The organism is Stenotrophomonas sp. CS3K5, from assembly GCF_059515225.1.
Genome location: NZ_JCAKRX010000018.1, coordinates 39,461 through 61,835, shown reverse-complemented (window position 1 = coordinate 61,835; position 22,375 = coordinate 39,461). Strand labels below are relative to the sequence as shown.

Annotated in this window: 19 protein-coding genes; 9 read left to right on the top strand and 10 right to left on the bottom strand. The window is 67.0% G+C overall.

Annotated features, from left to right (window positions below):
- Window positions 1–13: 13 nt before the first annotated feature.
- The 4 genes from AC5YGJ_RS19935 to AC5YGJ_RS19920 all read left to right on the top strand — a co-directional run bounded on the left by AC5YGJ_RS19935 (window position 14) and on the right by AC5YGJ_RS19920 (window position 3,805).
- On the top strand, window positions 14–580 hold the full coding sequence (locus AC5YGJ_RS19935; protein ID WP_409461431.1) for a hypothetical protein: 567 nt from the start codon (window positions 14–16) through the stop codon (window positions 578–580).
- 64 nt (window positions 581–644) lie between these two features.
- Entirely contained in the window at window positions 645–1,526 is an 882-nt protein-coding gene (locus AC5YGJ_RS19930; RefSeq protein WP_107230401.1) for a CorC family transporter, read from the top strand.
- Window positions 1,523–2,776 carry a lipoprotein N-acyltransferase Lnb domain-containing protein gene (locus AC5YGJ_RS19925; RefSeq protein WP_249844522.1) on the top strand — a complete coding sequence of 418 codons (1,254 nt, stop codon included), beginning with the start codon at window positions 1,523–1,525 and terminating at the stop codon, window positions 2,774–2,776. The genes AC5YGJ_RS19930 and AC5YGJ_RS19925 overlap by 4 nt, the downstream gene beginning before the upstream one ends.
- 6 nt (window positions 2,777–2,782) lie before the next feature.
- Window positions 2,783–3,805, top strand: coding sequence for a magnesium and cobalt transport protein CorA (locus AC5YGJ_RS19920; protein ID WP_496187521.1), 1,023 nt, complete (start codon window positions 2,783–2,785; stop codon window positions 3,803–3,805).
- A gap of 46 nt (window positions 3,806–3,851) precedes the next feature.
- On the opposite strand, the gene AC5YGJ_RS19915 is transcribed toward AC5YGJ_RS19920, so the two are convergent.
- The 7 genes from AC5YGJ_RS19915 to AC5YGJ_RS19885 all read right to left on the bottom strand — a co-directional run bounded on the left by AC5YGJ_RS19915 (window position 3,852) and on the right by AC5YGJ_RS19885 (window position 11,736).
- Entirely contained in the window at window positions 3,852–5,216 is a 1,365-nt protein-coding gene (locus tag AC5YGJ_RS19915; protein ID WP_496187520.1) for an NAD-dependent succinate-semialdehyde dehydrogenase, read from the bottom strand.
- A gap of 66 nt (window positions 5,217–5,282) precedes the next feature.
- Complete coding sequence (locus AC5YGJ_RS19910; protein ID WP_004151945.1) at window positions 5,283–6,125, bottom strand: ABC transporter permease subunit; 843 nt, start codon at window positions 6,123–6,125, stop codon at window positions 5,283–5,285.
- Window positions 6,122–7,054, bottom strand: coding sequence for an ABC transporter permease subunit (locus AC5YGJ_RS19905; protein WP_496187519.1), 933 nt, complete (start codon window positions 7,052–7,054; stop codon window positions 6,122–6,124). Before AC5YGJ_RS19905 ends, AC5YGJ_RS19910 begins: the two co-directional genes overlap by 4 nt.
- Window positions 7,051–8,187 (bottom strand): ABC transporter ATP-binding protein, encoded by a 1,137-nt coding sequence (locus AC5YGJ_RS19900; protein WP_249844526.1) that lies wholly within the window; start codon window positions 8,185–8,187, stop codon window positions 7,051–7,053. Before AC5YGJ_RS19900 ends, AC5YGJ_RS19905 begins: the two co-directional genes overlap by 4 nt.
- A gap of 195 nt (window positions 8,188–8,382) precedes the next feature.
- Window positions 8,383–9,489 (bottom strand): polyamine ABC transporter substrate-binding protein, encoded by a 1,107-nt coding sequence (locus tag AC5YGJ_RS19895; protein WP_496187518.1) that lies wholly within the window; start codon window positions 9,487–9,489, stop codon window positions 8,383–8,385.
- Window positions 9,490–9,580: 91 nt separating this feature from the next.
- The gene (locus tag AC5YGJ_RS19890; RefSeq protein WP_249844527.1) at window positions 9,581–10,978 is read right to left on the bottom strand and encodes a glutamine synthetase family protein; all 1,398 of its coding nucleotides are present in this window, start codon (window positions 10,976–10,978) and stop codon (window positions 9,581–9,583) included.
- Window positions 10,975–11,736, bottom strand: coding sequence for a gamma-glutamyl-gamma-aminobutyrate hydrolase family protein (locus AC5YGJ_RS19885; RefSeq protein WP_496187517.1), 762 nt, complete (start codon window positions 11,734–11,736; stop codon window positions 10,975–10,977). The genes AC5YGJ_RS19890 and AC5YGJ_RS19885 overlap by 4 nt, the downstream gene beginning before the upstream one ends.
- Window positions 11,737–11,896: 160 nt before the next feature.
- Here AC5YGJ_RS19885 and AC5YGJ_RS19880 point away from each other — a divergent pair, with 160 nt between their 5' ends.
- Both AC5YGJ_RS19880 and AC5YGJ_RS19875 read left to right on the top strand, forming a co-directional pair.
- The gene (locus AC5YGJ_RS19880) at window positions 11,897–13,174 is read left to right on the top strand and encodes an FAD-dependent oxidoreductase (RefSeq protein ID WP_306803893.1); all 1,278 of its coding nucleotides are present in this window, start codon (window positions 11,897–11,899) and stop codon (window positions 13,172–13,174) included.
- A 230-nt stretch (window positions 13,175–13,404) separates the two neighbouring features.
- The gene (locus tag AC5YGJ_RS19875; protein WP_496187516.1) at window positions 13,405–15,027 is read left to right on the top strand and encodes an MASE1 domain-containing protein; all 1,623 of its coding nucleotides are present in this window, start codon (window positions 13,405–13,407) and stop codon (window positions 15,025–15,027) included.
- 103 nt (window positions 15,028–15,130) lie between these two features.
- Here AC5YGJ_RS19875 and AC5YGJ_RS19870 read toward each other — a convergent pair whose 3' ends face one another.
- On the bottom strand, window positions 15,131–15,595 hold the full coding sequence (locus AC5YGJ_RS19870; protein ID WP_249844530.1) for a hypothetical protein: 465 nt from the start codon (window positions 15,593–15,595) through the stop codon (window positions 15,131–15,133).
- A 292-nt stretch (window positions 15,596–15,887) separates the two neighbouring features.
- Here AC5YGJ_RS19870 and AC5YGJ_RS19865 point away from each other — a divergent pair, with 292 nt between their 5' ends.
- The 3 genes from AC5YGJ_RS19865 (at window position 15,888) to AC5YGJ_RS19855 (ending at window position 19,428) form a co-directional block, all read left to right on the top strand.
- Window positions 15,888–17,441 (top strand): MASE1 domain-containing protein, encoded by a 1,554-nt coding sequence (locus AC5YGJ_RS19865; protein ID WP_496187515.1) that lies wholly within the window; start codon window positions 15,888–15,890, stop codon window positions 17,439–17,441.
- A gap of 96 nt (window positions 17,442–17,537) precedes the next feature.
- Window positions 17,538–18,881, top strand: a complete 1,344-nt coding sequence (locus AC5YGJ_RS19860; protein ID WP_249844888.1) for a diguanylate cyclase — start codon at window positions 17,538–17,540, stop codon at window positions 18,879–18,881.
- An 85-nt stretch (window positions 18,882–18,966) separates the two neighbouring features.
- A complete protein-coding gene (locus AC5YGJ_RS19855) occupies window positions 18,967–19,428 on the top strand; it encodes a bacteriohemerythrin (protein ID WP_053509854.1) in 462 nt (153 codons plus the stop codon).
- On the opposite strand, the gene AC5YGJ_RS19850 is transcribed toward AC5YGJ_RS19855, so the two are convergent.
- Together AC5YGJ_RS19850 and AC5YGJ_RS19845 are read right to left on the bottom strand one after the other, a co-directional pair.
- A complete protein-coding gene (locus tag AC5YGJ_RS19850; RefSeq protein ID WP_496187514.1) occupies window positions 19,409–20,710 on the bottom strand; it encodes an MFS transporter in 1,302 nt (433 codons plus the stop codon). The two genes, AC5YGJ_RS19855 and AC5YGJ_RS19850, sit on opposite strands and share 20 nt — an antisense overlap.
- Window positions 20,711–20,803: 93 nt before the next feature.
- Window positions 20,804–22,300, bottom strand: a complete 1,497-nt coding sequence (locus tag AC5YGJ_RS19845) for an aldehyde dehydrogenase (RefSeq protein ID WP_496187513.1) — start codon at window positions 22,298–22,300, stop codon at window positions 20,804–20,806.
- Window positions 22,301–22,375 lie beyond the last annotated feature (75 nt).

Sequence of the window (22,375 nt, the reverse complement as noted above, 5' to 3'; positions counted from 1 at the left end):
AAACCTTTTCGTGCTGCTGCGTACCGCCCTGCCCCTGCTGCTTGCCGTGTCCGCCCCTGCCTCTGCGCTTGATCTGCCGGCCCTGATCGAATGCCGCCAGGGCGTGACCGACCAGGCCGCGCTGGCGCCCCTGCTGGCCGACCCGCTCAAGGCCGTGGCCCAGGGCCTGCAGCCGCTGCCGCAGGGCAACCAGTTCATGAGCGAGTACCGGCTGGCGCAGCCGATCAGCGTGTTCGGGGAACGCACCGAGCATGTGGCCGTGGCCGGTTCCAGCGTCATGGCGATCCTCGACCAGGCCGACCCGCGGCCGCTGGCCAAGCGGCTGGAGCTGGAGACCGGCTACGACCAGGATGGCAAGTTCATGGCCGGGCGCGAGCTGGTCAGCCGCGACGTGACCGACCCGAAGACCGGCGAGGCCCAGATCGAGTCGATCATCCTCAGCGTCTCCACCGTGGCCTCCCACCCCGGCAAGACCCTGGCCGGCTGCACCTACAGCCTGGACCTGCCCGAAGAAGAAGCCCCCGCCCGGCCTGAACTGGCCCCACCGCCGATCACCGGCCCGGGCAGCGACGGTCACTGACAGGGCGCCACATCCTGCTAGACTGGACCCAACGCCCGGCTTGCCGGGTGCCCTTTTTCCAGAGATGTCAGAAGACGACAGTAGTAGCTCCGCACAGGAGCCCAGTGAAAAGAAGCGCGGCTGGCTTGAACGCCTGACCTCGGCCTTCTCCGGCGAACCCCATACCCGCGACGAGCTGGTCGCTGTCCTGCACACCGCGCAGGAAGAGGGTCTGATCGCCGCCGATACCCTGAAGATGATGGAAGGCGCCATTTCGGTGGCCGAGCTGACCGTGGGCGACGTGATGATCTCGCGCTCGCAGATGGTCTCGCTGCCGGTCGAGGCGCCCTTCCTGGAACTGATGAAGCAGGTGGTCGAATCCGGCCATTCGCGCTTCCCGGTGCACGGCGAGAACAAGGACGACATCCTTGGCATCCTGCTGGCCAAGGACCTGCTGCGCGGCGTAGTGGCCGACAACGGGCCGGCCAACGTGCGTGAGCTGCTGCGCCCGGCGGTGCTGATTCCCGAAGCCAAGAAGCTCAACGTGCTGCTGAAGGAATTCCGCCTGTCGCGCAACCACATGGCCATCGTGGTCGACGAGTACGGCGGTGTTGCCGGCCTGGTCACCATCGAGGACGTGCTGGAGCAGATCGTCGGCGAGATCGACGACGAGCATGACGAGGCCGAGGATCCGTCGGCGCAGATCGCCATCCAGTCCGACGGCCAGTACGTGGTCGATGCGCTGACCCCGATCGGCGACTTCAACGAACGCTTCGGGGCCAGCTTCTCCGATGAGGACTACGACACCATCGGCGGCCTGGTCACCGAGGCCGTGGGCCATCTGCCGGAAGTCGGCGACGAGCTGGCACTGGACCGCTTCATGTTCCGCGTCGCCCGCGCCGATGCGCGCCGGGTGCAGGCCTTCCACGTGACCGTGCTGCCGCCGGACGCGCAGGACGACGCTTGAAGCGCCGCGGTCTGATCGTGACCCTCTGGCTGGCACTGTGCGTGCTGGCCATGGCCCTGCCGCTGGCCGCCTTCGCGCAGCCGGCGGCGGCCCCGTCTGGCGCTGCGGCGCCTGCCGGCACTGAGGCGCCCGCCCCGCGCATCGGCGTGGTGACCATGCAGCCGGGCACGGTGTTCTTCGAACGCTTCGGCCACGACGCCATCGTCGTGCTCGATCCGGTCAGTGGTCAGGCGACTTCGTACAACTTCGGCTACTTCGATCCGTCCGAGGACGATTTCATCGGCCGCTTCGTGCGCGGCGAGATGATGTATTACCTGGTCGCGCTGCCGTTGCAGCAGGACCTGTCGTACTACGACGAGACCGGCCGAGGCGCCAGCGTGCAGTGGCTGGACCTGCGCCCGGACCAGGCGCGGGCGATGGCCGCCGATCTGGCCGAGCGCGCGAAGCCGGAAAACGCGCGCTACCACTACGACTACTACACCGCCAACTGCGCCACGATGGTGCGCGACACCCTGGACAAGGCGCTGGGTGGCGGCCTGAAGTCGCAGCTGGCCGGGCGTTCGCGCGGCAACACCTACCGCAGCGAGTCGGTGCGCCTGGCCTCGCCGGCACCGTGGATGTGGCTGGGCTTCGACCTTGGTCTGGGGCCGTTCGCCGACCAGCCGCTGTCGCGCTGGCAGGAAGCGTTCGTACCGATGCGCCTGGCCGATGCACTGCGCCAGGCGCGCAACAGTGATGGCCGGCCGTTGGTGCAGTCCGAGCAGGAACTGCTGCCGCACCGCATCGATCCGGAACCGAAGGAGACTGCGCGCCGCTGGTGGCCCTGGCTGCTGCTGGGCCTGGCCGTCGCCGCCGGTGTGCTGGCGCTGCGGCGGCGTCCACGCCTGCTGGCGGGGCTGGCGCTGCCGTTCTGGCTGTTGTGTGCCCTGTTCGGCGGCGTGCTGGTGTTCCTGTGGGGCTTCAGCATCCACTACGCGGCCTGGGCCAACCGCAACCTGCTGCTGCTTTCGCCGCTGGCGGTGCTGCTGCTGCCGGGCGCCATCGCCCTGCTGCGCCGGCGCGTGCCGGGGCGCATGTTCAGGATCGTGCTGTGGCTGCTGGCGGTGCAGGCCGTGGCCGCGCTGGTGCTGCACTGGCTGAGCCTGCAGGCACAGTACAACGTGCAGTGGATCGTGCTGCTGCTGCCGATCCACGTGGCGTTGGCCTGGGTGCTGGGGCGCCATCCTCACTTGTCCGAAACACGCCACTGACGCACGATGGCGGGCATGTCATTGCCCGCCACTGCTTCGGCCCCCGCTTCGGCCAACCCAACCTGCGTCATCAACTGCGTCCACTACGATGACGAAGGCAGACGCCACGACATCAGCCTGGATGCCATCAGCGATGTCATCGCCAGTGGCAACGGCTTCGTCTGGGTCGGCCTGTACGACCCCAACGACGATGTACTGCTGAAACTGCAGGAGGAATTCTGCCTGCACGACCTGGCCATCGAGGATGCGCGCAACGCGCACCAGCGGCCCAAGGTCGAGACCTATGGCAACTCGCTGTTCGTGGTGGTGACCACGGCGCAGATGGTCGACGAACGCATCCAGTACGGTGAAACCCACGCCTTCCTCGGCCCGCGTTTCCTGGTGACGGTGCGCCATGGTGCCTCGCTGTCCTACGCGCCGGTGCGCGCGCGCGTCGAGCGCGAACCACAACTGTTGAAGATGGGCCCGTCGTACTGCCTGTACGCGGTCACCGACTTCGTCGTCGACAACTACCTGCCGATCGTGCACCGCTTCCGCGACACCCTGGACCTGCTGGAAAAGGACATCTTCGCCGACAACTACAAGCGCAGCACGGTGGTGCGGCTGTATGAACTCAAGCGAGAACTGAACAAGATGCGCATGGCGGTGGCGCCCCTTCAGGACGTGCTGGCGCAGATCCGGCGTTACCAGGGAGATCTGATTCCGGACGAGGTGAAGCTGTACGTGCGCGATGTGCACGACCATGCGGTGCGCATCAGCGACGTGATCGATACCCTGCGCGAGATGCTGGGCACGGCATTGAGCGTGAACCTGTCGCTGGTGACGCTGGCACAGGGCGAGACGGTGAAGCGGCTGGGTGCATGGGCCGCGCTGCTGGCCGCGCCGACGCTGATCACCAGCTGGTATGGCATGAACTTCAGCCACATGCCGGAGCTGAACCAACCCTGGGCATACCCGCTGATGATCGTCGGCGTGGGCGGCGTCTGTGTGGGCCTGTACCGGTTGTTCAAGCGCGCCAGGTGGTTGTGACCCGCTTCTGGTAGTGCCGGCCGCTGGCCGGCACTACCGTTCGGCATCAAGCCACGTAGATGGTCTTGATGTTCATGAACTCATGGATGCCGTGCTCGGCCAGTTCGCGGCCGAAGCCGGACTGCTTGCTACCGCCGAACGGCAGCCGCGCGTCACTCTTGACGATGGCATTGACGAAGGCCGCGCCGCACTCCAGGCCCTGGGCGAAACGTTCGCCACGCACCGGATCGCCGGTCCACACGCTGCCGCCCAGGCCGAAGCGGGTGTCATTGGCCACGCGCAGGGCTTCGGCTTCGTCCTTGACCCGGATGATCGCCGCCACCGGCCCGAACAGTTCCTCGTCGTAGGCCGGCATGCCTGGGCCGACCTGATCGAGCACCGTGGCCGGATAGCCGGCATGGGTGCCGGCGATCGGTTCACCGCCGATCAGCACCCGCGCGCCCTTGGCCACGCTGGCCTGCACCTGCTTGTGCAGTTCCTCGCGCAGATCGGCCCGGGCCATCGGTGCCAGCGTGGTGCCGCGCACATCGGGATCGCCGTACTGGCGCTCGCCCGCCGCCTCGACAAAGCGGCGGGTGAACTCTTCAGCCACCGCCTCGACCACGATGAAGCGCTTGGCCGCGATGCAGGTCTGCCCGCTGTTGTCGAAACGTGACTTCACCGCAGCGGCGACGGTCTTGTCGAGGTCGGCATCGTCGAGCACCACGAAGGCATCGCTGCCGCCGAGCTCCATTACCGATTTCTTCAACTGGCTGCCGGCATTGGAGGCAATCGAGCGCCCTGCCCGCTCGCTGCCGGTCAGCGTCACCGCCTTCACCCGTGCATCGCGCAGGACGTCGGCGGCCTGGTCGTTGTCGATGTGCAGCACATCGAACACACCGTCGGGCAGGCCACCGTCACGGCACACGGCCAGGATCAGGTCGGCACACTGCGGCACATTGCTGGCGTGCTTGAGCAGGGCCACGTTGCCGGCCATGAACGCCGGGGCGAGGAAGCGGAACACCTGCCAGACCGGAAAATTCCAGGGCATCACCGCGAACACGCAGCCGATCGGCTCGTAGCGCACGTAGCTGCGCTGCGCCTCGGTGTCGATCAGCTGCGGCTTCAGGTAGTCGGCCGCGTGGTCGGCGTAGAACTCGCAGGCCGCCGCGCATTTGTCCACTTCGGCCAGCGCCTCGGCCTTGAGCTTGCCCATCTCGTGAGTCATCGCCTGCTGCAGGTCGTGGCGGCGCGTGCGCAGCTGTTCGGCGATCTGGCGCAGGATCACGCCGCGTTCCTGCAACGAACGCGCGGCCCAGTCGGGGAAGGCATCGGCGGCGGCCTGCAGGCGCTGCTCGATGTCGGCAGCGTCCATCAATTCATGGCGGTAGGTCACCTGGCCACTGGCCGGGTCGACGATCTCGACGGTCATGGGGGATCTCCATCAGGGTGACCCCCATTGTGCGCTGCCGACCGTGAGCCGGATGTGGCTGCGGCGTCAGCCGTTGTCCTGCCGCGCCAGCTGCAGGTCGCGCTGGCGGCGCTTTTCCGCTCGCGCATTGATGTACCAGCCAATCACCGCGGCAATCGACACCGCCGACACCAGCAGCGTGGCCAATGCGTTGATCTTCGGGCTGATGCCCATGCGCACCGAAGCGAACACCTTCATCGGCAGCGTGGTCGAGCCCGGCGTGGCGACGAAGCTGGCGACCACCACGTCATCCAGCGACAGGGTGAAGGCCAGCAACCAACCGGCCACCAGCGCCGGCGCGATGATCGGCAGGGTGATGCGGCCGAACACGGTCAACCGGCTCGCGCCCAGGTCCATCGCCGCTTCCTCCAGCGAGAGGTCCATTTCCTGCAGGCGCGAAGACACCACCACCGTGACGAAGCACAGGGTGAAGGTGACGTGCGCGATCCAGATGGTGGTCAGGCCGCGCGCCGGGAAACCGGGAATCGCGCCCATCGAGGCCAGCAACGCCATCAGCGAGAAACCGAGGATGACATCCGGCATCACCAGCGGTGCGGTGACCAGCGCGCCGAACAGCGGCTTGCCACGGAAGCGCTTGAAGCGGGTCATTACCATCGCCGCCAGCGTGCCCAGCACGGTAGCGGTACAGGCGGTCCAGAACGCCACCACCAGGCTGGTCCACATCGCGTCCATCAGCGCGCGGTCGGCGAACAGGTCGCTGTAGGCGCGGGTGGAAAACCCGGCCCAGACCATCGCCAGCCGCGAACTGTTGAACGAGTAGAACATCAGCAGCAGGATCGGCAGGTACAGGAACGCGAAGCCGAGCAGCAGCACGCCCAGCCCCAGACCCTTGGCAGTACGCGGGCTCATGCCTGCTTCCCTTCCAGCAGGCGCTGCTGGGAACGGTTGAACAGCAGGATCGGCACCAGCAGCAACAGGATCATCGCCACCGCCATCGCCGAGGCGCCCGGCCAGTTGCGGTTGTTGAAGAACTCGTTCCACAGCTGGCGGCCGACCATCAGCGTCTCCGAGCCACCCAGCATTTCCGGGATCACGAATTCACCGATGGCCGGGATCATCACCAGCATGCAGCCGGCGATGATGCCGGCCTTGGACAGCGGCAGCGTGATGCGCAGGAACGCCTGCCACGGTTTGGCGCCGAGGTCGTAGGCCGCTTCCAGCAGGCGGTGGTCATGCTTGACCAGGTTGGCGTACAGCGGCAGCACCATGAACGGAAGATAGCAGTAGACGATGCCGATGTAGGCCGCGGTCGGCGTATCGATCAGCTGCAGCTTGGGCAGGCCCAGACTGGTCATCAGCGATTGCAGACCGGTGAACTGCAGGAACTGGTCGAGCAGCCCGTTGCGGTCCAGGATCGCCTTCCAGGCGTACACACGGATCAGGAACGAGGTCCACGACGGCAGCACCACCAGCATCATCGCCACGTTGCGCGCGGCCGGTGACAGGCGGGCGATGGCATAGGCCATCGGGTAGCCGATCAGCAGGGTCAGGAAGGTGGAGATCGCCGCGATCTTGATCGAGCTCAGGAACGCCTGCGCATAGATCGAATCGCGGAACAGCGCCAGGTAGTTTTCCAGGTTCAGCTTCAGCGAGAAGCCGCCGTCCACGTACTGCAGCAGCCAGGTGTACGGCGGCGAGCCGACCCGGCTGAGCGAGAAGCTGATCATCAGCACGATCAGGAACGGCACTGCGAAGAACAACAGCAGCCACAGGTACGGAATGCCGATCACCGTGGCACGCAGCCCCGGCAGCCAGCGCTTCAGGCCAGCGATGCTCATGAGGTGAGCACCACGCCGTCGTTGTCGCGCCAGTGCACCCACACGTTGTCGCCCCAGGTCAGGCCATCGCTGGCCCAGCGCTGCGAGTTGGCGAAGTTGGCCAGCACCTTGGCGCCGCTGGGCAGGCGCACGTGGTAGACCGAGTGGCTGCCGAAGTAAGCGATGTCCTCGATCACGCCCTGCGCCTTGTTGGTGTGCCCTTCCGGCTCGTCCTTGCCGATCATCACCTTTTCCGGGCGCAGCGCGAACGCGACCGGCTGCCCTTCATAACCGGTGATGCCGTGGGCGATGTAGATCGGTGCCGGGAACAGCGGCGAGCGCACGGTCACATACTCGGGCAGGTCCTCGTCGATCACCCCGTCGAACAGGTTCACCGAGCCGATGAACTCGGCGACGAACCGGTTGGCCGGCTGCTCGTAGACCTCGTCGGGCTTGCCGACCTGCTGGATCCAGCCAGCATCCATCACCGCGATGCGGGTGGCCATGGTCATCGCTTCTTCCTGGTCGTGGGTGACCATCACGCAGGTCACGCCCGATGATTCGATGATGCTGACCAGTTCCAGCTGCATCTGCGAGCGCAGCTTCTTGTCCAGCGCGCCCATCGGCTCGTCCAGCAGCAGCAGCTTGGGCCCCTTGGCCAGCGACCGTGCCAGCGCCACGCGCTGTTGCTGGCCACCGGACAGCTGATGCGGCTTGCGCTTGCCCAGGTGGCCCATCTGCACCAGCTCCAGCATCTCGCCGACACGCTTGCTGATCGCGTCCTTGCCCAGGCCATCCTGCTTCAGCCCGAAGGCGATGTTCTGCTCGACCGTCATGTGCGGGAACAGGGCATAGGACTGGAACATCATGTTCACCGGCCGCTGGTACGGCGGCAGCGCGTCCAGGCGCTGGCCATCCAGGGTGATGCTGCCCTTGGTGGGCGTCTCGAAGCCGCCCAGGCAGCGCAGCAGGGTCGATTTACCGCTGCCGGAGCCACCGAGCAGGGCAAAGATCTCGCCCTTGCGCACGTCCAGGTTGACGTCGTCGACGGCGACGAAACCGTCGAATTCCTTGCGCAGGTCACGAATGGAGAGATAGCCGGGCGCACCGGTCGTGTCGACGACGGCGGCTACCGGCTGGGCTTCAACGGGCATGGGGGCTCCGGGAGCGGGCGGTGGACAGCGGCCGCCATTCTACCGGCCGGGGGCCGAAGGGGATATGACGGGAGCTGGCGGGCGGCTCCGGTGGAGGCCGGGCCTTGCCCGGGGGCCGACCGCCGCGCTCGCCGGGCATGGCCCGGCGCTACCAGGTCGCGGCTGCCGGAACAGGCCCGGCGCCGCTGGAGCCACTCAACGGCCGGTCTTCACCTCGGTCCACAGCCGGGTGTAGAGCTTGTCGGTCTCCGGCGTATTGATCGAGTAGGTGAACATCTTCTCGGCCACATCGGCCGGCGGGTAGATGGTCGGGTCGGTACGGATCGCCTCATCCACCAGCGGGGTCGCGGTCGGCACCGGGTTGGCGTAGTGGATGAAGTTGGTGTTGGCCGCAGCGACCTTCGGCTGCAGCAGGTAGTTGATGAACTGGTAGGCCGCTTCCGGATGCTTGGCATCCTTGGGGATCGCCAGCATGTCGAACCACTGCGGGGCGCCTTCCTTCGGGATCGAATAGGCCACGTGCACGCCATTGCTGGCTTCCTCGGCACGGTCGCGGGCCTGGATGATGTCACCCGACCAGCCCACCACCAGGCAGGTGCCACCGTTGGCCAGCGAGCCGACGTACTGCGAGGAGTGGAAGTTCTGCACGTACGGGCGGATCGACTTCAGCAGGTCGGCGGCCTTCTGCAGTTCGGCCGGGTCGCCACTGTGCGGATCCAGGCCCAGGTAATGCAGCGCGATCGGGATCATGTCCGCCGGCGTGTCCAGGATGGTCACGCCACAGTCCTTCATCTTGCTGATGTTCTCCGGCTTGAACACCAGGTCCCAGCTGTTGGCGATGTCGGTGCTGCCGAAGCGCTGCTTCAGCATGTCCACGTTGTAGCCGATGCCGGTGGTGCCGATCATGTACGGCACGCCGTACTGGTTGCCCGGGTCCTGGGTGGCGATGCGCTTCATCACCGCCGGATCGAGGTTGGCCAGGTTCGGGATCTTGCTCTTGTCCAGCGGCAGGAACACGCCGGCCTGGATCTGGCGGCCGAAGAAGTTCAGCGTCGGCACCACCACGTCGTAGCCGCTGTTGCCGGCCAGCAGTTTGGTCTCGACCATCTCATCGCTGTCGAACACATCGTAGGTCACCTTGATCCCGCTCTCCTTCTCGAAGGTCGGAATGGTGTCCTCGGCGATGTAATCGCTGTAGTTGTAGACGTTCAGGACCTGGCTGTCCTGCGCGCCGCCATTGCCACCGCTGCAGGCGGCAAGCATGGCGGAGGCCAGGCCGAGCGTGAGGATACGCAGCTTCATCGGGTGCTCCAGAATGCGGGAAGGGGGGCCGGCGGGGCCGGCGACGGATGCCAGCCTACCCCCCGGCGGCGGATTTTTCTATTCCGGATGCTCAGACGTTCAGCAGCAGGAACTCGCGCTCCCACGAGCTGATGACACGGAAAAATGTCTCATATTCCTTGCGTTTGACCGAGATGTAGGCCCGGCAGAAGCGCTCGCCCAGCAGCGCCTGCAGCTCGCTGCACTGTTCCAGCCCGTCCAGCGCCTCGCCCAGCGAGCGCGGCAGGTTGTAGCCCAGTTCCTTGGCGCTGCCGGTCACCGGCGCATCCGGCGCCAGCCGCTCGCGGATACCGAGCAGGCCGCAGGCCAGGGTCGCGGCCATCGCCAGGTACGGGTTGGCGTCGGAACCGGCGAAGCGACTCTCCACACGCATGTTTTCCGGCGTATCCAGCGGCACGCGCAGGCCACAGGTGCGGTTGTCGAAGCCCCAGTGCACGTTGCTCGGCGAGACCTCGCCGAACACCAGCCGGCGGTAGGAATTCACGTTCGGCGCGAAGAACGCCATCGCCTGCGGTGCGTACTTCTGCAGGCCGCCCAGGTAATGGCCGAACACCGGGCTGAACTCGCCTTCGGCATCGGTATCGCCGGCAAACACGTTGCTGCCGTCACTCACCCGCACCAGGCTCTGGTGGATGTGCATGGCGCTGCCCGGCTCGTTCTCCATCGGCTTGGCCAGGAAGGTGGCGTACACGCCATGGCGCATCGCCGCCTCGCGCATGGTGCGCTTGAACAGGAACACTTGGTCGGCCAGATCCATGGCGTCGGCATGGGTGAAGTTGACCTCCAGCTGTGCCGCGCCGGATTCGTGGATCAGGGTGTCCACGTCCAGCTTCATCGCATCGGCGTAGTCGTACATCAGATCGAGAATCGGATCGAATTCGTTGACCGCATCGATCGAGTACGACTGCCGCGCCGTTTCCGGGCGGCCGGAGCGGCCGGCCGGCGGCAGCAGCGGGAAATCCGGGTCGGTGTTCTTCTGCACCAGGAAGAATTCCAGCTCGGGCGCCACCACCGGGCGCAGGCCCAGTTCGGCGTATCCGGCCAGCACGCGGCGCAGCACATTGCGCGGCGCCAGCTCGTGCGGCTCGCCATGCTTGGTGTAGCAGTCATGGATGACCTGCGCGGTGGCATCGGCCGCCCACGGCACCATACGCACCGTGTCCGGGTCCGGGCGCAGCATCATGTCCGAGTCCGACGGCGAGGTCAGCTCGTAATAGTCGTCGGGGAATTCACCGGTGACGGTGGTGGCGAAAATGCCTTCGGGCAGGCGCGTACCGTAATCGTGCGAGAACTTGTCGGCGGGAATGATCTTGCCGCGCGCGTTGCCGGTGATGTCCGGCACCAGGCATTCGACCTCGGTGATGCGCCGCTCCTTCAGCCAGCGCAGCAGGCTGCTTTCCTGCGGTGCGGGGGGCGTGGCCGTCTTGCGCGGGCGCGTTCGGGAACTCATCGGGAATCCAGTCGGTTCTGTTGGTGCTCTCGGCAAGCTTGGCCGAATGCACGGAAAATAGCGTGATAGAACGGCGCCTGCATGACACGCCACTCCGGGTGCCACTGTACGCCGAGCACGAACCGATGGTGCAGGCTGCGTGCCGCCTCGACCAGCCCGTCCTCGGCCCAGGCCTCGCCGTGCAGCCCCAGCGCGAGGCGCGCGATGCCTTGCCCGTGAACGGAATTGACCTGCGCGCGGTCGCTGCCCGCCCACTGCGCCAGCCATCCCTCGGCGGCCAAGGTGACCGGATGCGCCGGGCCGTACTGCACCTCCACCGGCGCCTGCGGGTCCTCGCGATGGTCCGACAGGCCCGGCACCGCGTGCACCTGCGGATGCAGGGTGCCGCCCAGCGCGACGTTCAATTCCTGGAAACCGCGGCAGATCGCCAGCACCGGCAGATCCAGCGCCAATGCCTCGTTCAGCAGCGCAAGGGCCGTGGCATCGCGGGCCGGGTCATGCGGGTTGCCCGGCCAGCTGCGGCCACCTTCGTAGTGCTGCGGTTCGATGTTGCTGACCGCACCAGTCAACAGCAGGCCATCGAGGCCGTGCAGCCAGTCGGCAGGCGGCAGCGGTGGTTGCAGGCTCGGCAGTATCACCGGGGTGACTTCGGCCGCCTCAACCAGCGCACGCACGTACTTTTCGCCGGCCACCGCGAAGCGGTGATGGCCGAGCACGGTGCTGTCGGTGGGCAGCCCCACCCAGGGCAGGCGACGCATGGAGAGCTCCTCGGCGTGTGGACACGTTACCCGCCGGCGTGCGACGGCGACAAGTCGCCGCCGTCACACCACGGCCGTCACCCATCGGCGAAACTAGGCATGTGAACGCTGATCGTCCTGCCCCGCCCTGCCCCGTTGCCCTGCGCCCGCGAGGCCCGCAGTGAGTGCCGCCTTCCCACCCAGCTGGTACGCCGCCAGCCTGCCTGAACCGCCTGCGCTCCCCGTACTTCGCGGCGATCTGCAGGCCGATGTGGCCGTGCTGGGTGCCGGTTACACCGGCCTGACCGCCGCACTGGAACTGGCCGCACGCGGCCGCCGCGTGGTGGTGCTGGACGCGCAGCGGATCGGCTGGGGGGCGTCCGGCCGCAACGGTGGCCAGGCGCTGGTCGGCTACGGCTGCGAGGTGGACGAACTGGAGCGCCAGCTTGGCCGCGAGGATGCGCGCCATCTGTTTGACTGGTCGCGCGAAGCGGTACAGGCGATGCGCACGCGCATCGACCGCCACCACATCGACTGCCACTGGGTGGAAGGCCACGCCAGCGTCGCCATACGCGAGCGCCACGAGCGTGACCTGCGCGCCAACTGCGAGCACCTGCAGCGCCACTACGACTACCCCATGCAGTGGTGGGACCGTGATGCCCTGCGCGCGCAGCTGGACAGCCCGCGCTACCGGGCCGCGATGTTCGATCCGCTCAGCGCGCACCTGCACCCGCTGGCCTATGCCCGCGGCCTGGCCGATGCAGCGCGCGCAGCGGGGGTGGTCATTCACGAAGATTCGCCGGTGGTGCGCATCCAACGCGGGCCACGGCCAACCCTGCGCACCGCGCAGGGCAGCGTGCGCGCCGAGCAGCTGGTGGTGGCCGGCAACGCCTGGCTGCAGGGGCTGTTGCCGGAGCTGGAACGGCGGATCATGCCGGTCGGCACCTATATCGGTGCCAGCGCGCCATTGGGTGCCGAGCGCGCCCGTGCCCTGATCGGCAACGACATGGCTGTGGCCGACACCGCCTGGGCACTGGACTATTTCCGCCTCAGCCACGACCACCGCCTGCTGTTCGGCGGCCGCGCCAGTTACTCGGCGCTGCCACCGCCGGGCCTGCGCGGGGTGATGCAGCGGCGCATGCACCAGGTGTTCCCGCAGCTGGCCGACGTGCCGCTGGAACAGGTCTGGGGCGGCTACGTGGACATCACCCGCAACCGTGCCCCGCACTGGGGCCGGCTGGACGGCAACCTGTACTTCGCACAGGGGTTCTCCGGCCATGGCGTGGCCGCTGCCGGTCTGGCCGGCGAGGTCATCGCCGCCGCCATTGCCGGCCAGAGCGAGCGCCTGGACGTGTTCCAGCGCCTGCGGCATGCGCCGTTCCCGGGCGGCCGGCTGCTGCGTACGCCGCTGCTGGTGGCAGCGATGTCCTGGTACAAGCTGCGCGATGCGTTGTGGTGAGACCGACCCGGCGCGACCTGTCCACGACCGGATAACGAAACCGGTGACGGTTATCGACGATTTCATCATACGAGCATGTGAAGACCGCTCATTCACAACGGCGTGATGGAATTCACATTTGATCGGAAGATCAAATCGGCAATTGCATTATCCAATTCATGTCGATACCGTCCCTTGGAACCGGGTCCCGCGGCGAATGGATGCTGACAGGGAACGTACTCGAGGGAGAAGTGCGATTGAACTGGTGGAATGAAGGCCTGCAACTGAAGTTGCGCATCCATCCGGCAGGGTTGGTCCTGGCGGCGTTCTATGCGGTCGCATGCTGGGCGACGCGACAGTTGTCACTGGATCAGTTCTACCTGCCCGCAGGAATACGCGTGGCGGCCGTGCTGCTCTGCCCGCCACGGCTGTGGCCCTATCTGCTGCTGGGCGAGTACGCCTACTTCGCGCAGATGCGCTATCCGATGATCGACAAATATGGCGCGGCCTGGGTCGTGTTCGCATCGGCATCGCTGATGCCTGCGGTGATGCTCATTACCCACCTGTGCCGCAGGACATTGGCGCATTCGGTCAATGCCCGCCTGCTGGCCATCGCACTGCTGTCTTCGGTCGTGGTCACGCTGCTGAACGTAGGTTTTTCGCAACTGCTGTGGCCGACGCCGCCGGCCGATTCGCTGCTGGCCTTCGTTTCCCGTGCCATCCGCTTCAGCGTCGGCGATTTCATTGCCATTCTGACCGTGGCGCCGCTCGCGCTGCTGTGGGCCAAACGCGATGCCGAGGCCGGCTGGAAAACCCTGTTCACCGGGCCGGCGGCAGTTGCTTTGTCGTTGATGTCGCTGCTCGGGATTACCGCAACCCTGATTCCTTCCGAGGCCAGTGCACTCAGGACCTCCCTGCAGCTGCTGATGGGCCTGCCGGCGATCGCGCTGACCTGCCAGTATGGCTGGCGTGGCGCTGCCATCGGTGTGCCCGCACTGAATCTGATCATCGGCCTGACGACCCCCAAGCCGTATGCCGCCGCCTTCGATGCATCGGCCTTCACCACGCAGCAGATCATGGCCATCACCGGTGTCGCGCTGCTGCTGCTGGGCTCGCGCATCAGCCACTACCATCGCCGCTATCAACTTCGCGAGGTCGGCGAGAAGAACGCCATCCATCTGGCACGCAGTTCGCAGATGGCGAGCGAATCGGATCTGCGCGAACGCGCCATCCACCTGCGCAAGCTCGGCGATGGCATCGACCTGTCGCTTTCGGAAGTCATCAACTGGCTCAACACCCACGGCCACTCGGCCATCGCCAACAGCTTGACCCACACTGCCAACGTGCACTCCCGGCTGTTCCGCGAACAGGCCAGCATGGTCTATCCCACCGCACTGGAGCAGTTGGGGCTGTATGTCGCGCTGCAGGCAGGCGGCGTACACGCGGCGTGGGTCAATACCCACCGTGTGGTCGAGCCGCGCCTGTCCGGCGATCCCTGCCGGCTCAGCCTGGACCTGCAGCTGGCGGCCTACCGCACCCTCATCGACGCGGTGTCCCTGCTGTTGAAGAGCGAACCAGGTCAGATCGTGGTGCGGGCGCGGTGCAGCCGCGCGGGGCAGCAACGCGGCATCGTGATGACCGTCTCGTTGCTGGACCCGCATCGCGCTTTGTCCGCCGCCACTGAGGGCAAGGTCAGGGAACGATTGGCAGGCCGGACGCTGGCATTCGGTGGCTCGGTGCACTGCCGCCACAACCGCATCGTCATGGTGCTGGTGGAACCGGTCGCCAGGACGCGACGGGAGTCGGTCGAAGGCGCGGTGTTCGGCGCCAGCATTGCCTCTCCGGCCTGGGACGGGCGGCAGGCCGAAGCCTGACCACCTACGGTCCGGCGTGCCCTGCATACGGACGCACGCCTGACCGCAGGCCCAGTGGAGTCAGACGATCAGCAGGCGACGCATGTCCCCTGCCGATCGCTCATCACTGCGCTTCAATGGCCCAGAACACGCGCGTCCCGGCGCTGTAGCGCACCAGCACGAAGCCATTGCCGCGATAGACCAGCGAACGGGTCGCCTTGGCGGGCACCGGCAGCGGCTGCCCCGGCAGCGACACCGGCACCTGCACATTGCCGGCCGGAAGCGCCCAGAACGTCGCATCGGCGTTGCCGATGATGACCTGCACGCGACCGGCGAGGTCATTGACCTGGAAGTACGAGATTCCATCACGCTGGAAACCGTAGACCAGCCACGACGGGTCTTCACTCAGATTGGTCGACGCCGGAAAGGCCTCGCCCAGACCGCGCTCGCTCATGCTGCGGATGCCGTGATCATCGGATTGGGCCAAAGCCGACATTGGCAGGCAGGCAGCGATGACCACACCCAGCGTTGCACCAACATTAACTATTCGCACGTTTGCCTCCTCGGCAGGGAAAATGAAGAGCACCATTACCTACTTCCCCGATTGTGGCCGGGGGCCGCCCTTGATGCATCCTGCAGAAAGTCGCAGCACCACCTGGACATGCAAGCTCCACTATATGTCGACGGCGGCCGTTGATACATACCGGCACACGTGATCAGACGATCTGGATAATGCTGTCCGCTGCCGGGGGATGCGCAGATTCCGGCCGCATTGCGCATCGGCAGTCGAAGCATGCACAACGATTGCACCTGCCCACATCAATGGATAGTGTCCATGGCCGGGGCACGGGCACGCTGCCCCGGGCAACGGAGGCTCGCACTTGGATCGTTTGAAGAACGTCGTTGAACTGAGCGTCCGGATCCGGCCGGTCGGGCTCGCGTTGGCGGCACTCTATGCGGCCAGTTGCCTGGCCTCGCGCCAGTTCTCGCTGGACCAGTTCTTCCTGCCGGCCGGGATCCGGGTGGCGGCGCTGCTGATCGTGCCGATCCGCCTGTGGCCCTACCTGCTGCTGGGTGAGTACGCATACTTCGCAACGCTGCGCATCCCCATGATCGACAGCTATGGCCTGGCCTGGGTCATTCTGGCCTCGACGCTGCTGATGCCGATGGCGATGCTGGTGGTCTACCTGCATCGGATGAGAATGCCCTCCGAGGCCGCCACCGGTCTCTGGCTGCTGTCGCTGATCTTCGGCACGGCACTGTTCGTACCAGGTCTCAACCTGGGCATTTCCTATGTGCTGTGGTCGAACCCGCCGCCAAGCAACCTGCTGGATGCGGTCGACCGGACGATCTTCGGCCACTTCGCCGCCATCATCACCCTGGTGCCGTTGGCGTTCCTGTCGGCGCGGCGGCATGCCGATCCCGAATGGAGCACCCGCTTTGCCCTGCCGACCGTTGCAGCGATCCTTGTGATGCTGATCCTGGGGCTGGGCATGCAGCTGACAGCCAGCAGCGCCCACACCACGCGAACCCATCTGGTGCTGCTGGCGGCGCTGCCCGCCATCGCCCTGACTTTCATGCATGGATGGCGCGGCGCGGCCATCGCAATTCCCCTGCTGAACCTGCCGTTGCATGGCGCAACGCCGAGCACCGGCCTGCCCTCCTCGTTCGACCTGGGCACGTTCGCCACCCAGCAGAACATGGCGGTGATGAGTGTCGCGCTGCTGGCACTGGGATCGAGCATCAGCTATCACCACCAACGCGCCCGGTCCCGCGGCCTGGCCGAAGAAACCACGTTGCGCCTGACCCGCAGTTCGCACCAGACCAGCGAGCGCGAGCTGCGCCAGCGCGCCACCCATCTGAAGCACCTGGGTGAAGGCATGGACAGTTCGCTCAACGAAATGGTCAGCTGGCTCAGGGCGCAGGGCCACCATGCGGTGGCCAACAGCCTGCAGCACGCCTGCTCGGTGCACTCGCGCCTGTTCCGTGAGCAGGCCAGTCTGGTCTATCCCACCGGGCTGGAGCAGGTCGGCCTGTACATCGCGCTGCAGGCCGGTGGTGCCTGCGAGATCTGGAACAGCACGCACCGCGTGACGCCACCCAGGCTGGCGGGCAACCCCTGCCTGCTGACCGTGGATCTGCAGCTGGCGATCTACCGCACGCTGATCGAAGCGGTCTCGCTGCTGCTGGAGCTGGAGAGCGGGCAGGTGCGCGTGCGTGCCCGCAGCGGCCGGGCAGGCGATCGCCGTGGCATCGTGGTTGTCGTGGGCCTGCTCGACCGCAGTTGCACGCTGTCGGCCGGTACCGCCCGCCAAGCCGTCGAGCGCCTGTCCGGACGCATGCTGGCCTATGGCGGAGCGCTGCGCTGCCGCGGCAATCGCCTGCGGCTGGTCCTGCATGAGTCGGCCGTGCACGCTTCGCAGGCGGCAGCCTGATCGCGGAACAGGCCAGGTGCGCAGCATTCGCGGCTAAAGTTTCACCCGAAACCGCCGTTATCCGTGCCGAGCCCCTCCCTCGTGAGCCACCGCATCATGCCCGTGCTGCCGCAGGCCGCCGTCGATGGCGACCTCGCCGATCCACTGCCACAGCGGATCCTGCTGGTCGAAAATTCCCGCGCGTTCACCGGCATGCTGCGCGAGGCGATCGAGCAACGCCTGGAGCTGCCCGTTGTGGTTGCCCCCACCCTGGCCGAGGCCGACCGTCTGCTGAGCGAAGGCGCCGGCTGGTTCCTGGTGCTGACCGGACTGGTGCTGGCTGACGGCGACCGCGACACGGTGGTGGAGTTCTTCCTCAAGCGTGGCCTGCCGACCGTGGTGGTCAGCAGTGTGTATGACGAGGACCTGCGCAAGCGCGTGCTGCAGCAGCAGATCATCGATTACGTACTGAAGAACACCCCTGGCAGCATCGACTACCTGGTATGGCTGGTGCAACGGCTGGAGCGCAACCGGCGCATCGCCGCGCTGGTGGTGGATGACTCGCCGTCCGCGCGCGGCTATGCCGCCGCTCTGCTGCGCATGTACGGCCATGAAGTACATGAAGCCGCAGATGGCAACGAGGGCCTGGCGGCGATCGAAGCCCACCCGGCGATCCGGCTGGCGGTGGTCGACCAGGAAATGCCGGGCATGCAGGGCGTGGAGTTCACCCGCCGCCTGCGCACCCTGCGCTCGCGCGACAAGGTCGCGGTGATCGGCATTTCCGGCAACACCGACGCCTCGCTGATCCCGCGCTTCCTGAAGAACGGCGCCAACGACTTCCTGCGCAAACCGTTCTCACGGGAGGAATTCTTCTGCCGCGTCTCGCAGAACGTGGATCAGCTGGAGCTGATCGGTACCCTGCAGGATCTGGCCACCCGTGATTTCCTCACCGGCCTGCCCAATCGCCGCTGCTTCCTGGAGCAGAGCCAGCGCCAGCTGCCGCAGCTGCAGCTGCACGGCCAGTGCGTGGCGGTGGCAATGATCGACATCGACCACTTCAAGCACATCAACGATACCTACGGCCACGAGGCCGGCGACGATGCGTTGCGCGCCGTGGCCGGCGCGGTGGCCGCCCATGCGCGCAGCCAGGACCTGATCGCGCGCTTCGGCGGCGAGGAATTCTGCCTGCTGGTGCCGGACATGGAGCAGGACGAGGCATTGCTGTACTTCGAGGAACTGCGCCAGCGCATCGCCGCGCTGGAGGTGGACATCGGCACCGCCACCCTGCGCATGACCGTCAGCATCGGCCTGTGCTGCCTGCGCCCGCAGCGCGATGCGCTGCACCGGCTGATCTCCGAAGCCGACCGCCAGCTGTACCTGGCCAAGGCCGGCGGCCGCAACCGGGTCAGCTGCACCACGGTGGCCAGCCCGTTGCGCCCGCGCGAGCCTGCGCTGTCCTGATTGCCGCGCTTTGATCCAGATCAACGCCGCCTGCGGTTGGCGGTTCTACAGTCGGCCCCGACATACGCATGAAGGGGCGCCGGGGATGGCACTACTGGTCTGGCAGGACGATCTGAACATCGGCATCGATGTGATCGATCAACAACACCGCCGCATCATCGAGATGCTCAACCACCTGCACGTGGCCCAGGCCAGTCTGCAGCGTGCGGCGGTGGGCGAGGTGATCGACGAGGTGGTGGACTACACCATGTCGCACTTCGCGTTCGAGGAAGAACTGATGGAGGAAGCGGGCTACCCGTTCTGTGCCGCGCACAAGCGCGTGCATGAGGTCTTCATCAAGCGCGTGGCCGAGTACCGGCTGCGCTTCCAGGCCGGCGAGGACATCAGCGACGAGCTGCGCACCATGCTCTCGCGCTGGCTGTTCAACCACATCCGCGGCGACGACCAGGCCTATGCCGAGCAGGTCAAGGCGCACCTGAACCAGTTCGCCCGCGAACACCAGGGCGGCGGTTGGCTGGGGCGCACGCTCAAGCGCTTCTTTGGCTGAGCCACAGCGCGCGACGATGCAGGGCCACCAGCGCGCACAGGGTCGCCACCGCGGTCAGGCACAGGTAGTAGCCCACTGCGACCAGGCCGAAACGTTCGGCCAGCCAGGTGGCCAGGTACGGTGCCGGCGCCGCACCGAGGATGCCGGCCAGGTTGAATGACAGCGAGGCACCGGTATAGCGCACTTCCACCGGATAGATCTCGGCCAGGAAGGTACCGCAGGGGCCGTAGGTCAGGCCCATCAGGAACAACCCCAGGCACAGGAAGGCGGTGACCAGCCACGGACTGTGCGGCTGGAACAGCGGCGCGAACAGCACGCCGAAGCCGATGATCAGCACGCTGGCGACGATCATCGTGCGGCGCGTACCCCAGCGGTCGCCATAGCGCGCCGACAGCGGGATGCCCAGCGCGAAGAACAGCATGCCGGCCATCTGCATCAGCAGGAACTGCTCGCGGCTGTAGCCAAGCACGGCGGTGCCATGGCCGAGACTGAACACCGTCATCAGGTAGAACAGCACGAACGTGGCGAACGCGCCCAGCGTGCCCAGCAGCATCGGCACCGGATGATCGCGCAGTACCGTCCACATCGGCAGCCGCACCGGCGCCTTGCGTTCCAGCGCCTGCTTGAAGTCGGGGGTCTCGTGGATGTTCAGGCGCACCCACAGGCCAAGGCCAACCAGCAGCGCGCTGGCCACGAACGGAATTCGCCAGCCCCACTGCAGGAAGTCGTCCTGGCTCAGGTAGCGCCCCAGCAGCAGGAAGATGCCGGCCGACAGCAGGAAGCCGATGGGCGCGCCCAGCTGCGGAAACATGCCATACCAGGCGCGCTTGCCGGGCGGCGCGTTCTCGGTGGCCAGCAGCACCGCCCCGCCCCACTCGCCGCCCAGCCCCAAGCCCTGCCCGAAACGGCACAGCGCCAGCAGCGCCGGCGCCCACAGGCCGATCTGCGCGTGCGTCGGCAGCAGGCCGATCAGTGCCGTGGACAGGCCCATGGTCAGCAGCGCGGCGACCAGGGTGGCCTTGCGGCCGATGCGGTCGCCGAAGTGCCCGAACACCGCCGAGCCGACCGGGCGGGCGATGAAGGCCACCGCGAAGGTCGCCAGCGATTGCAGCAGCGCCGCCTGTTCGCTGCTGTCCGGGAAGAACAGGTGCGGGAACACCAGCACCGCCGCCGTGGCGTAGATGTAGAAATCGAAGAATTCGATGGTGGTGCCGATCAGGCTGGCCAGCAGGACACGACGGGGGGAATTCACGGGTGGCGCGGCAGCGGTGATCGTCGACATCGGCAGTACGGGCAACGGTGGATCGTTCGATTCTGCCACGGGCCGGTGGCCACACGGGCCAATGGTTTCAGCCGACACCGATGCCGGGCGCGGTCAGAGCTGGATCCAGGTGGCCTTGATCTCGCTGTACTTGTCGAACGCGTGCAGCGATTTGTCGCGACCGTTGCCGGACTGCTTGTAACCGCCGAACGGCGCGGTCATGTCGCCACCGTCCCAGCCGTTCACCCAGACACTCCCGGCGCGCAGCTGGCGCGCTACCCGATGGGCGCGGCCGAGATCGCGCGTCCACAGCCCTGCCGCCAGTCCATAACGGCTGTCGTTGGCCAAGCGTACCGCCTCGGCCTCGTCATCGAAGCCGAGCACCGCCAGCACCGGGCCAAACACCTCCTCCCGCGCCAGCGCCTGCTCCGGCCGCACCTGGTCGAACACCGTAGGTTGCACGTAGCAGCCGCCAGCCTCCACCTCCGCCCGGTGGCCACCCAGCAGCAGACGGGCGCCCTCGCCCTCGGCGCGGGCGATGTCGGCCAGCACCTTGTCCGCGTGCGCGGCGTCGACCAGCGCCCCCATCGGCGCCTCGGCGTCCAGCGGATGACGGGGCTGCATGTGCTGGCCGTAGGCAACCACCTGGCGCACGAAGTCCTCGCGGATCGAGCGCTGCACCAGCAGCCGCGAACCGGCGGTACAGACTTCACCCTGGTTGAAGAAGATGCCCTGCGCCACGCCCTTGGCCGCTGCGTCCAGATCCGGCGCGTCGGCAAACACCAGGTGCGGGCTCTTGCCGCCGCACTCCAGCCAGACCCGCTTCAGATTGGAGCGGCCCGCGTACTCCAGCAGCTTCGCGCCAGTGGCCGTAGAGCCGGTGAAGGCCAGCACGTCCACATCCATGTGCAGGGCCAGAGGCTCGCCGACGCGCGCGCCGTGGCCGGGCAGCACGTTCAGCACGCCGTCCGGCAGGCCGGCCTCGGCGGCCAGCGCCGCCAGCCGCAGCGCACTCAAGGGCGAACGCTCGGAGGGTTTGAGCACCACCGAATTGCCCATCGCCAGCGCCGGCGCGATCTTCCAGCAGGCCATCAGCAGCGGGAAATTCCACGGCACGATCGCGGCCACCACGCCGGCGGCCTCGCGCGCGACCAGGCCCAGCTCATGCGGACCGGTAGGCGCGATCTCGCCGTACAGCTTGTCCACCGCCTCGGCGGTCCAGGCCAGGCAGCGCACCACGCCGGGCAGGTCGATGCGGCGGGCGTCGCGCACCGGCTTGCCCATATCCAGGGTTTCCAGCAGGGCCAGCTCGTCGGCGTGCTTTTCCACCAGCGCCGCCAGCGCCAGCAGCACGCGCTTGCGATGGACCGGGCTGGCCTGCGACCAGTGGCCGGCCTCGTAGGCGCGCCGCGCGGCCAGCACCGCGCGCTCCACATCCTGCGCGTCGCAGTCGGCGACCGCCGCCAGTATCCGCCCGTCGATCGGGCTGATGCAGTCGAAGCGTGCGCCGCTGGCGGCATCGGCGTAGCGGCCATCGATGAAGGCCTGGCCCGGCATCGAAAGGCGCTCGGACAGCGCCTGCCAGTAGCTGCGGTCGGGGAAGTCGGCCATGTCGGGCTCCTTGGAACAGTGTCCCCGGTTATACCGGCGTGGCCGCGACTCCGCCGTGACGCGGCTGCGCTACAT

Coding starts and splice junctions, on each gene's coding strand:
- AC5YGJ_RS19915 (WP_496187520.1), bottom strand. CDS start 5,216: ATGACCGTCGAGATCGTCGACCCGGCCAGTGGCCAGGTGACCTACCGC.
- AC5YGJ_RS19905 (WP_496187519.1), bottom strand. CDS start 7,054: ATGAGCATCGCTGGCCTGAAGCGCTGGCTGCCGGGGCTGCGTGCCACG.
- AC5YGJ_RS19845 (WP_496187513.1), bottom strand. CDS start 22,300: ATGGCCGACTTCCCCGACCGCAGCTACTGGCAGGCGCTGTCCGAGCGC.
- AC5YGJ_RS19930 (WP_107230401.1), top strand. CDS start 645: ATGTCAGAAGACGACAGTAGTAGCTCCGCACAGGAGCCCAGTGAAAAG.
- AC5YGJ_RS19850 (WP_496187514.1), bottom strand. CDS start 20,710: ATGTCGACGATCACCGCTGCCGCGCCACCCGTGAATTCCCCCCGTCGT.
- AC5YGJ_RS19890 (WP_249844527.1), bottom strand. CDS start 10,978: ATGAGTTCCCGAACGCGCCCGCGCAAGACGGCCACGCCCCCCGCACCG.
- AC5YGJ_RS19855 (WP_053509854.1), top strand. CDS start 18,967: ATGGCACTACTGGTCTGGCAGGACGATCTGAACATCGGCATCGATGTG.
- AC5YGJ_RS19870 (WP_249844530.1), bottom strand. CDS start 15,595: ATGGTGCTCTTCATTTTCCCTGCCGAGGAGGCAAACGTGCGAATAGTT.
- AC5YGJ_RS19895 (WP_496187518.1), bottom strand. CDS start 9,489: ATGAAGCTGCGTATCCTCACGCTCGGCCTGGCCTCCGCCATGCTTGCC.
- AC5YGJ_RS19860 (WP_249844888.1), top strand. CDS start 17,538: ATGCCCGTGCTGCCGCAGGCCGCCGTCGATGGCGACCTCGCCGATCCA.
- AC5YGJ_RS19920 (WP_496187521.1), top strand. CDS start 2,783: ATGGCGGGCATGTCATTGCCCGCCACTGCTTCGGCCCCCGCTTCGGCC.
- AC5YGJ_RS19885 (WP_496187517.1), bottom strand. CDS start 11,736: ATGCGTCGCCTGCCCTGGGTGGGGCTGCCCACCGACAGCACCGTGCTC.
- AC5YGJ_RS19900 (WP_249844526.1), bottom strand. CDS start 8,187: ATGCCCGTTGAAGCCCAGCCGGTAGCCGCCGTCGTCGACACGACCGGT.
- AC5YGJ_RS19910 (WP_004151945.1), bottom strand. CDS start 6,125: ATGAGCCCGCGTACTGCCAAGGGTCTGGGGCTGGGCGTGCTGCTGCTC.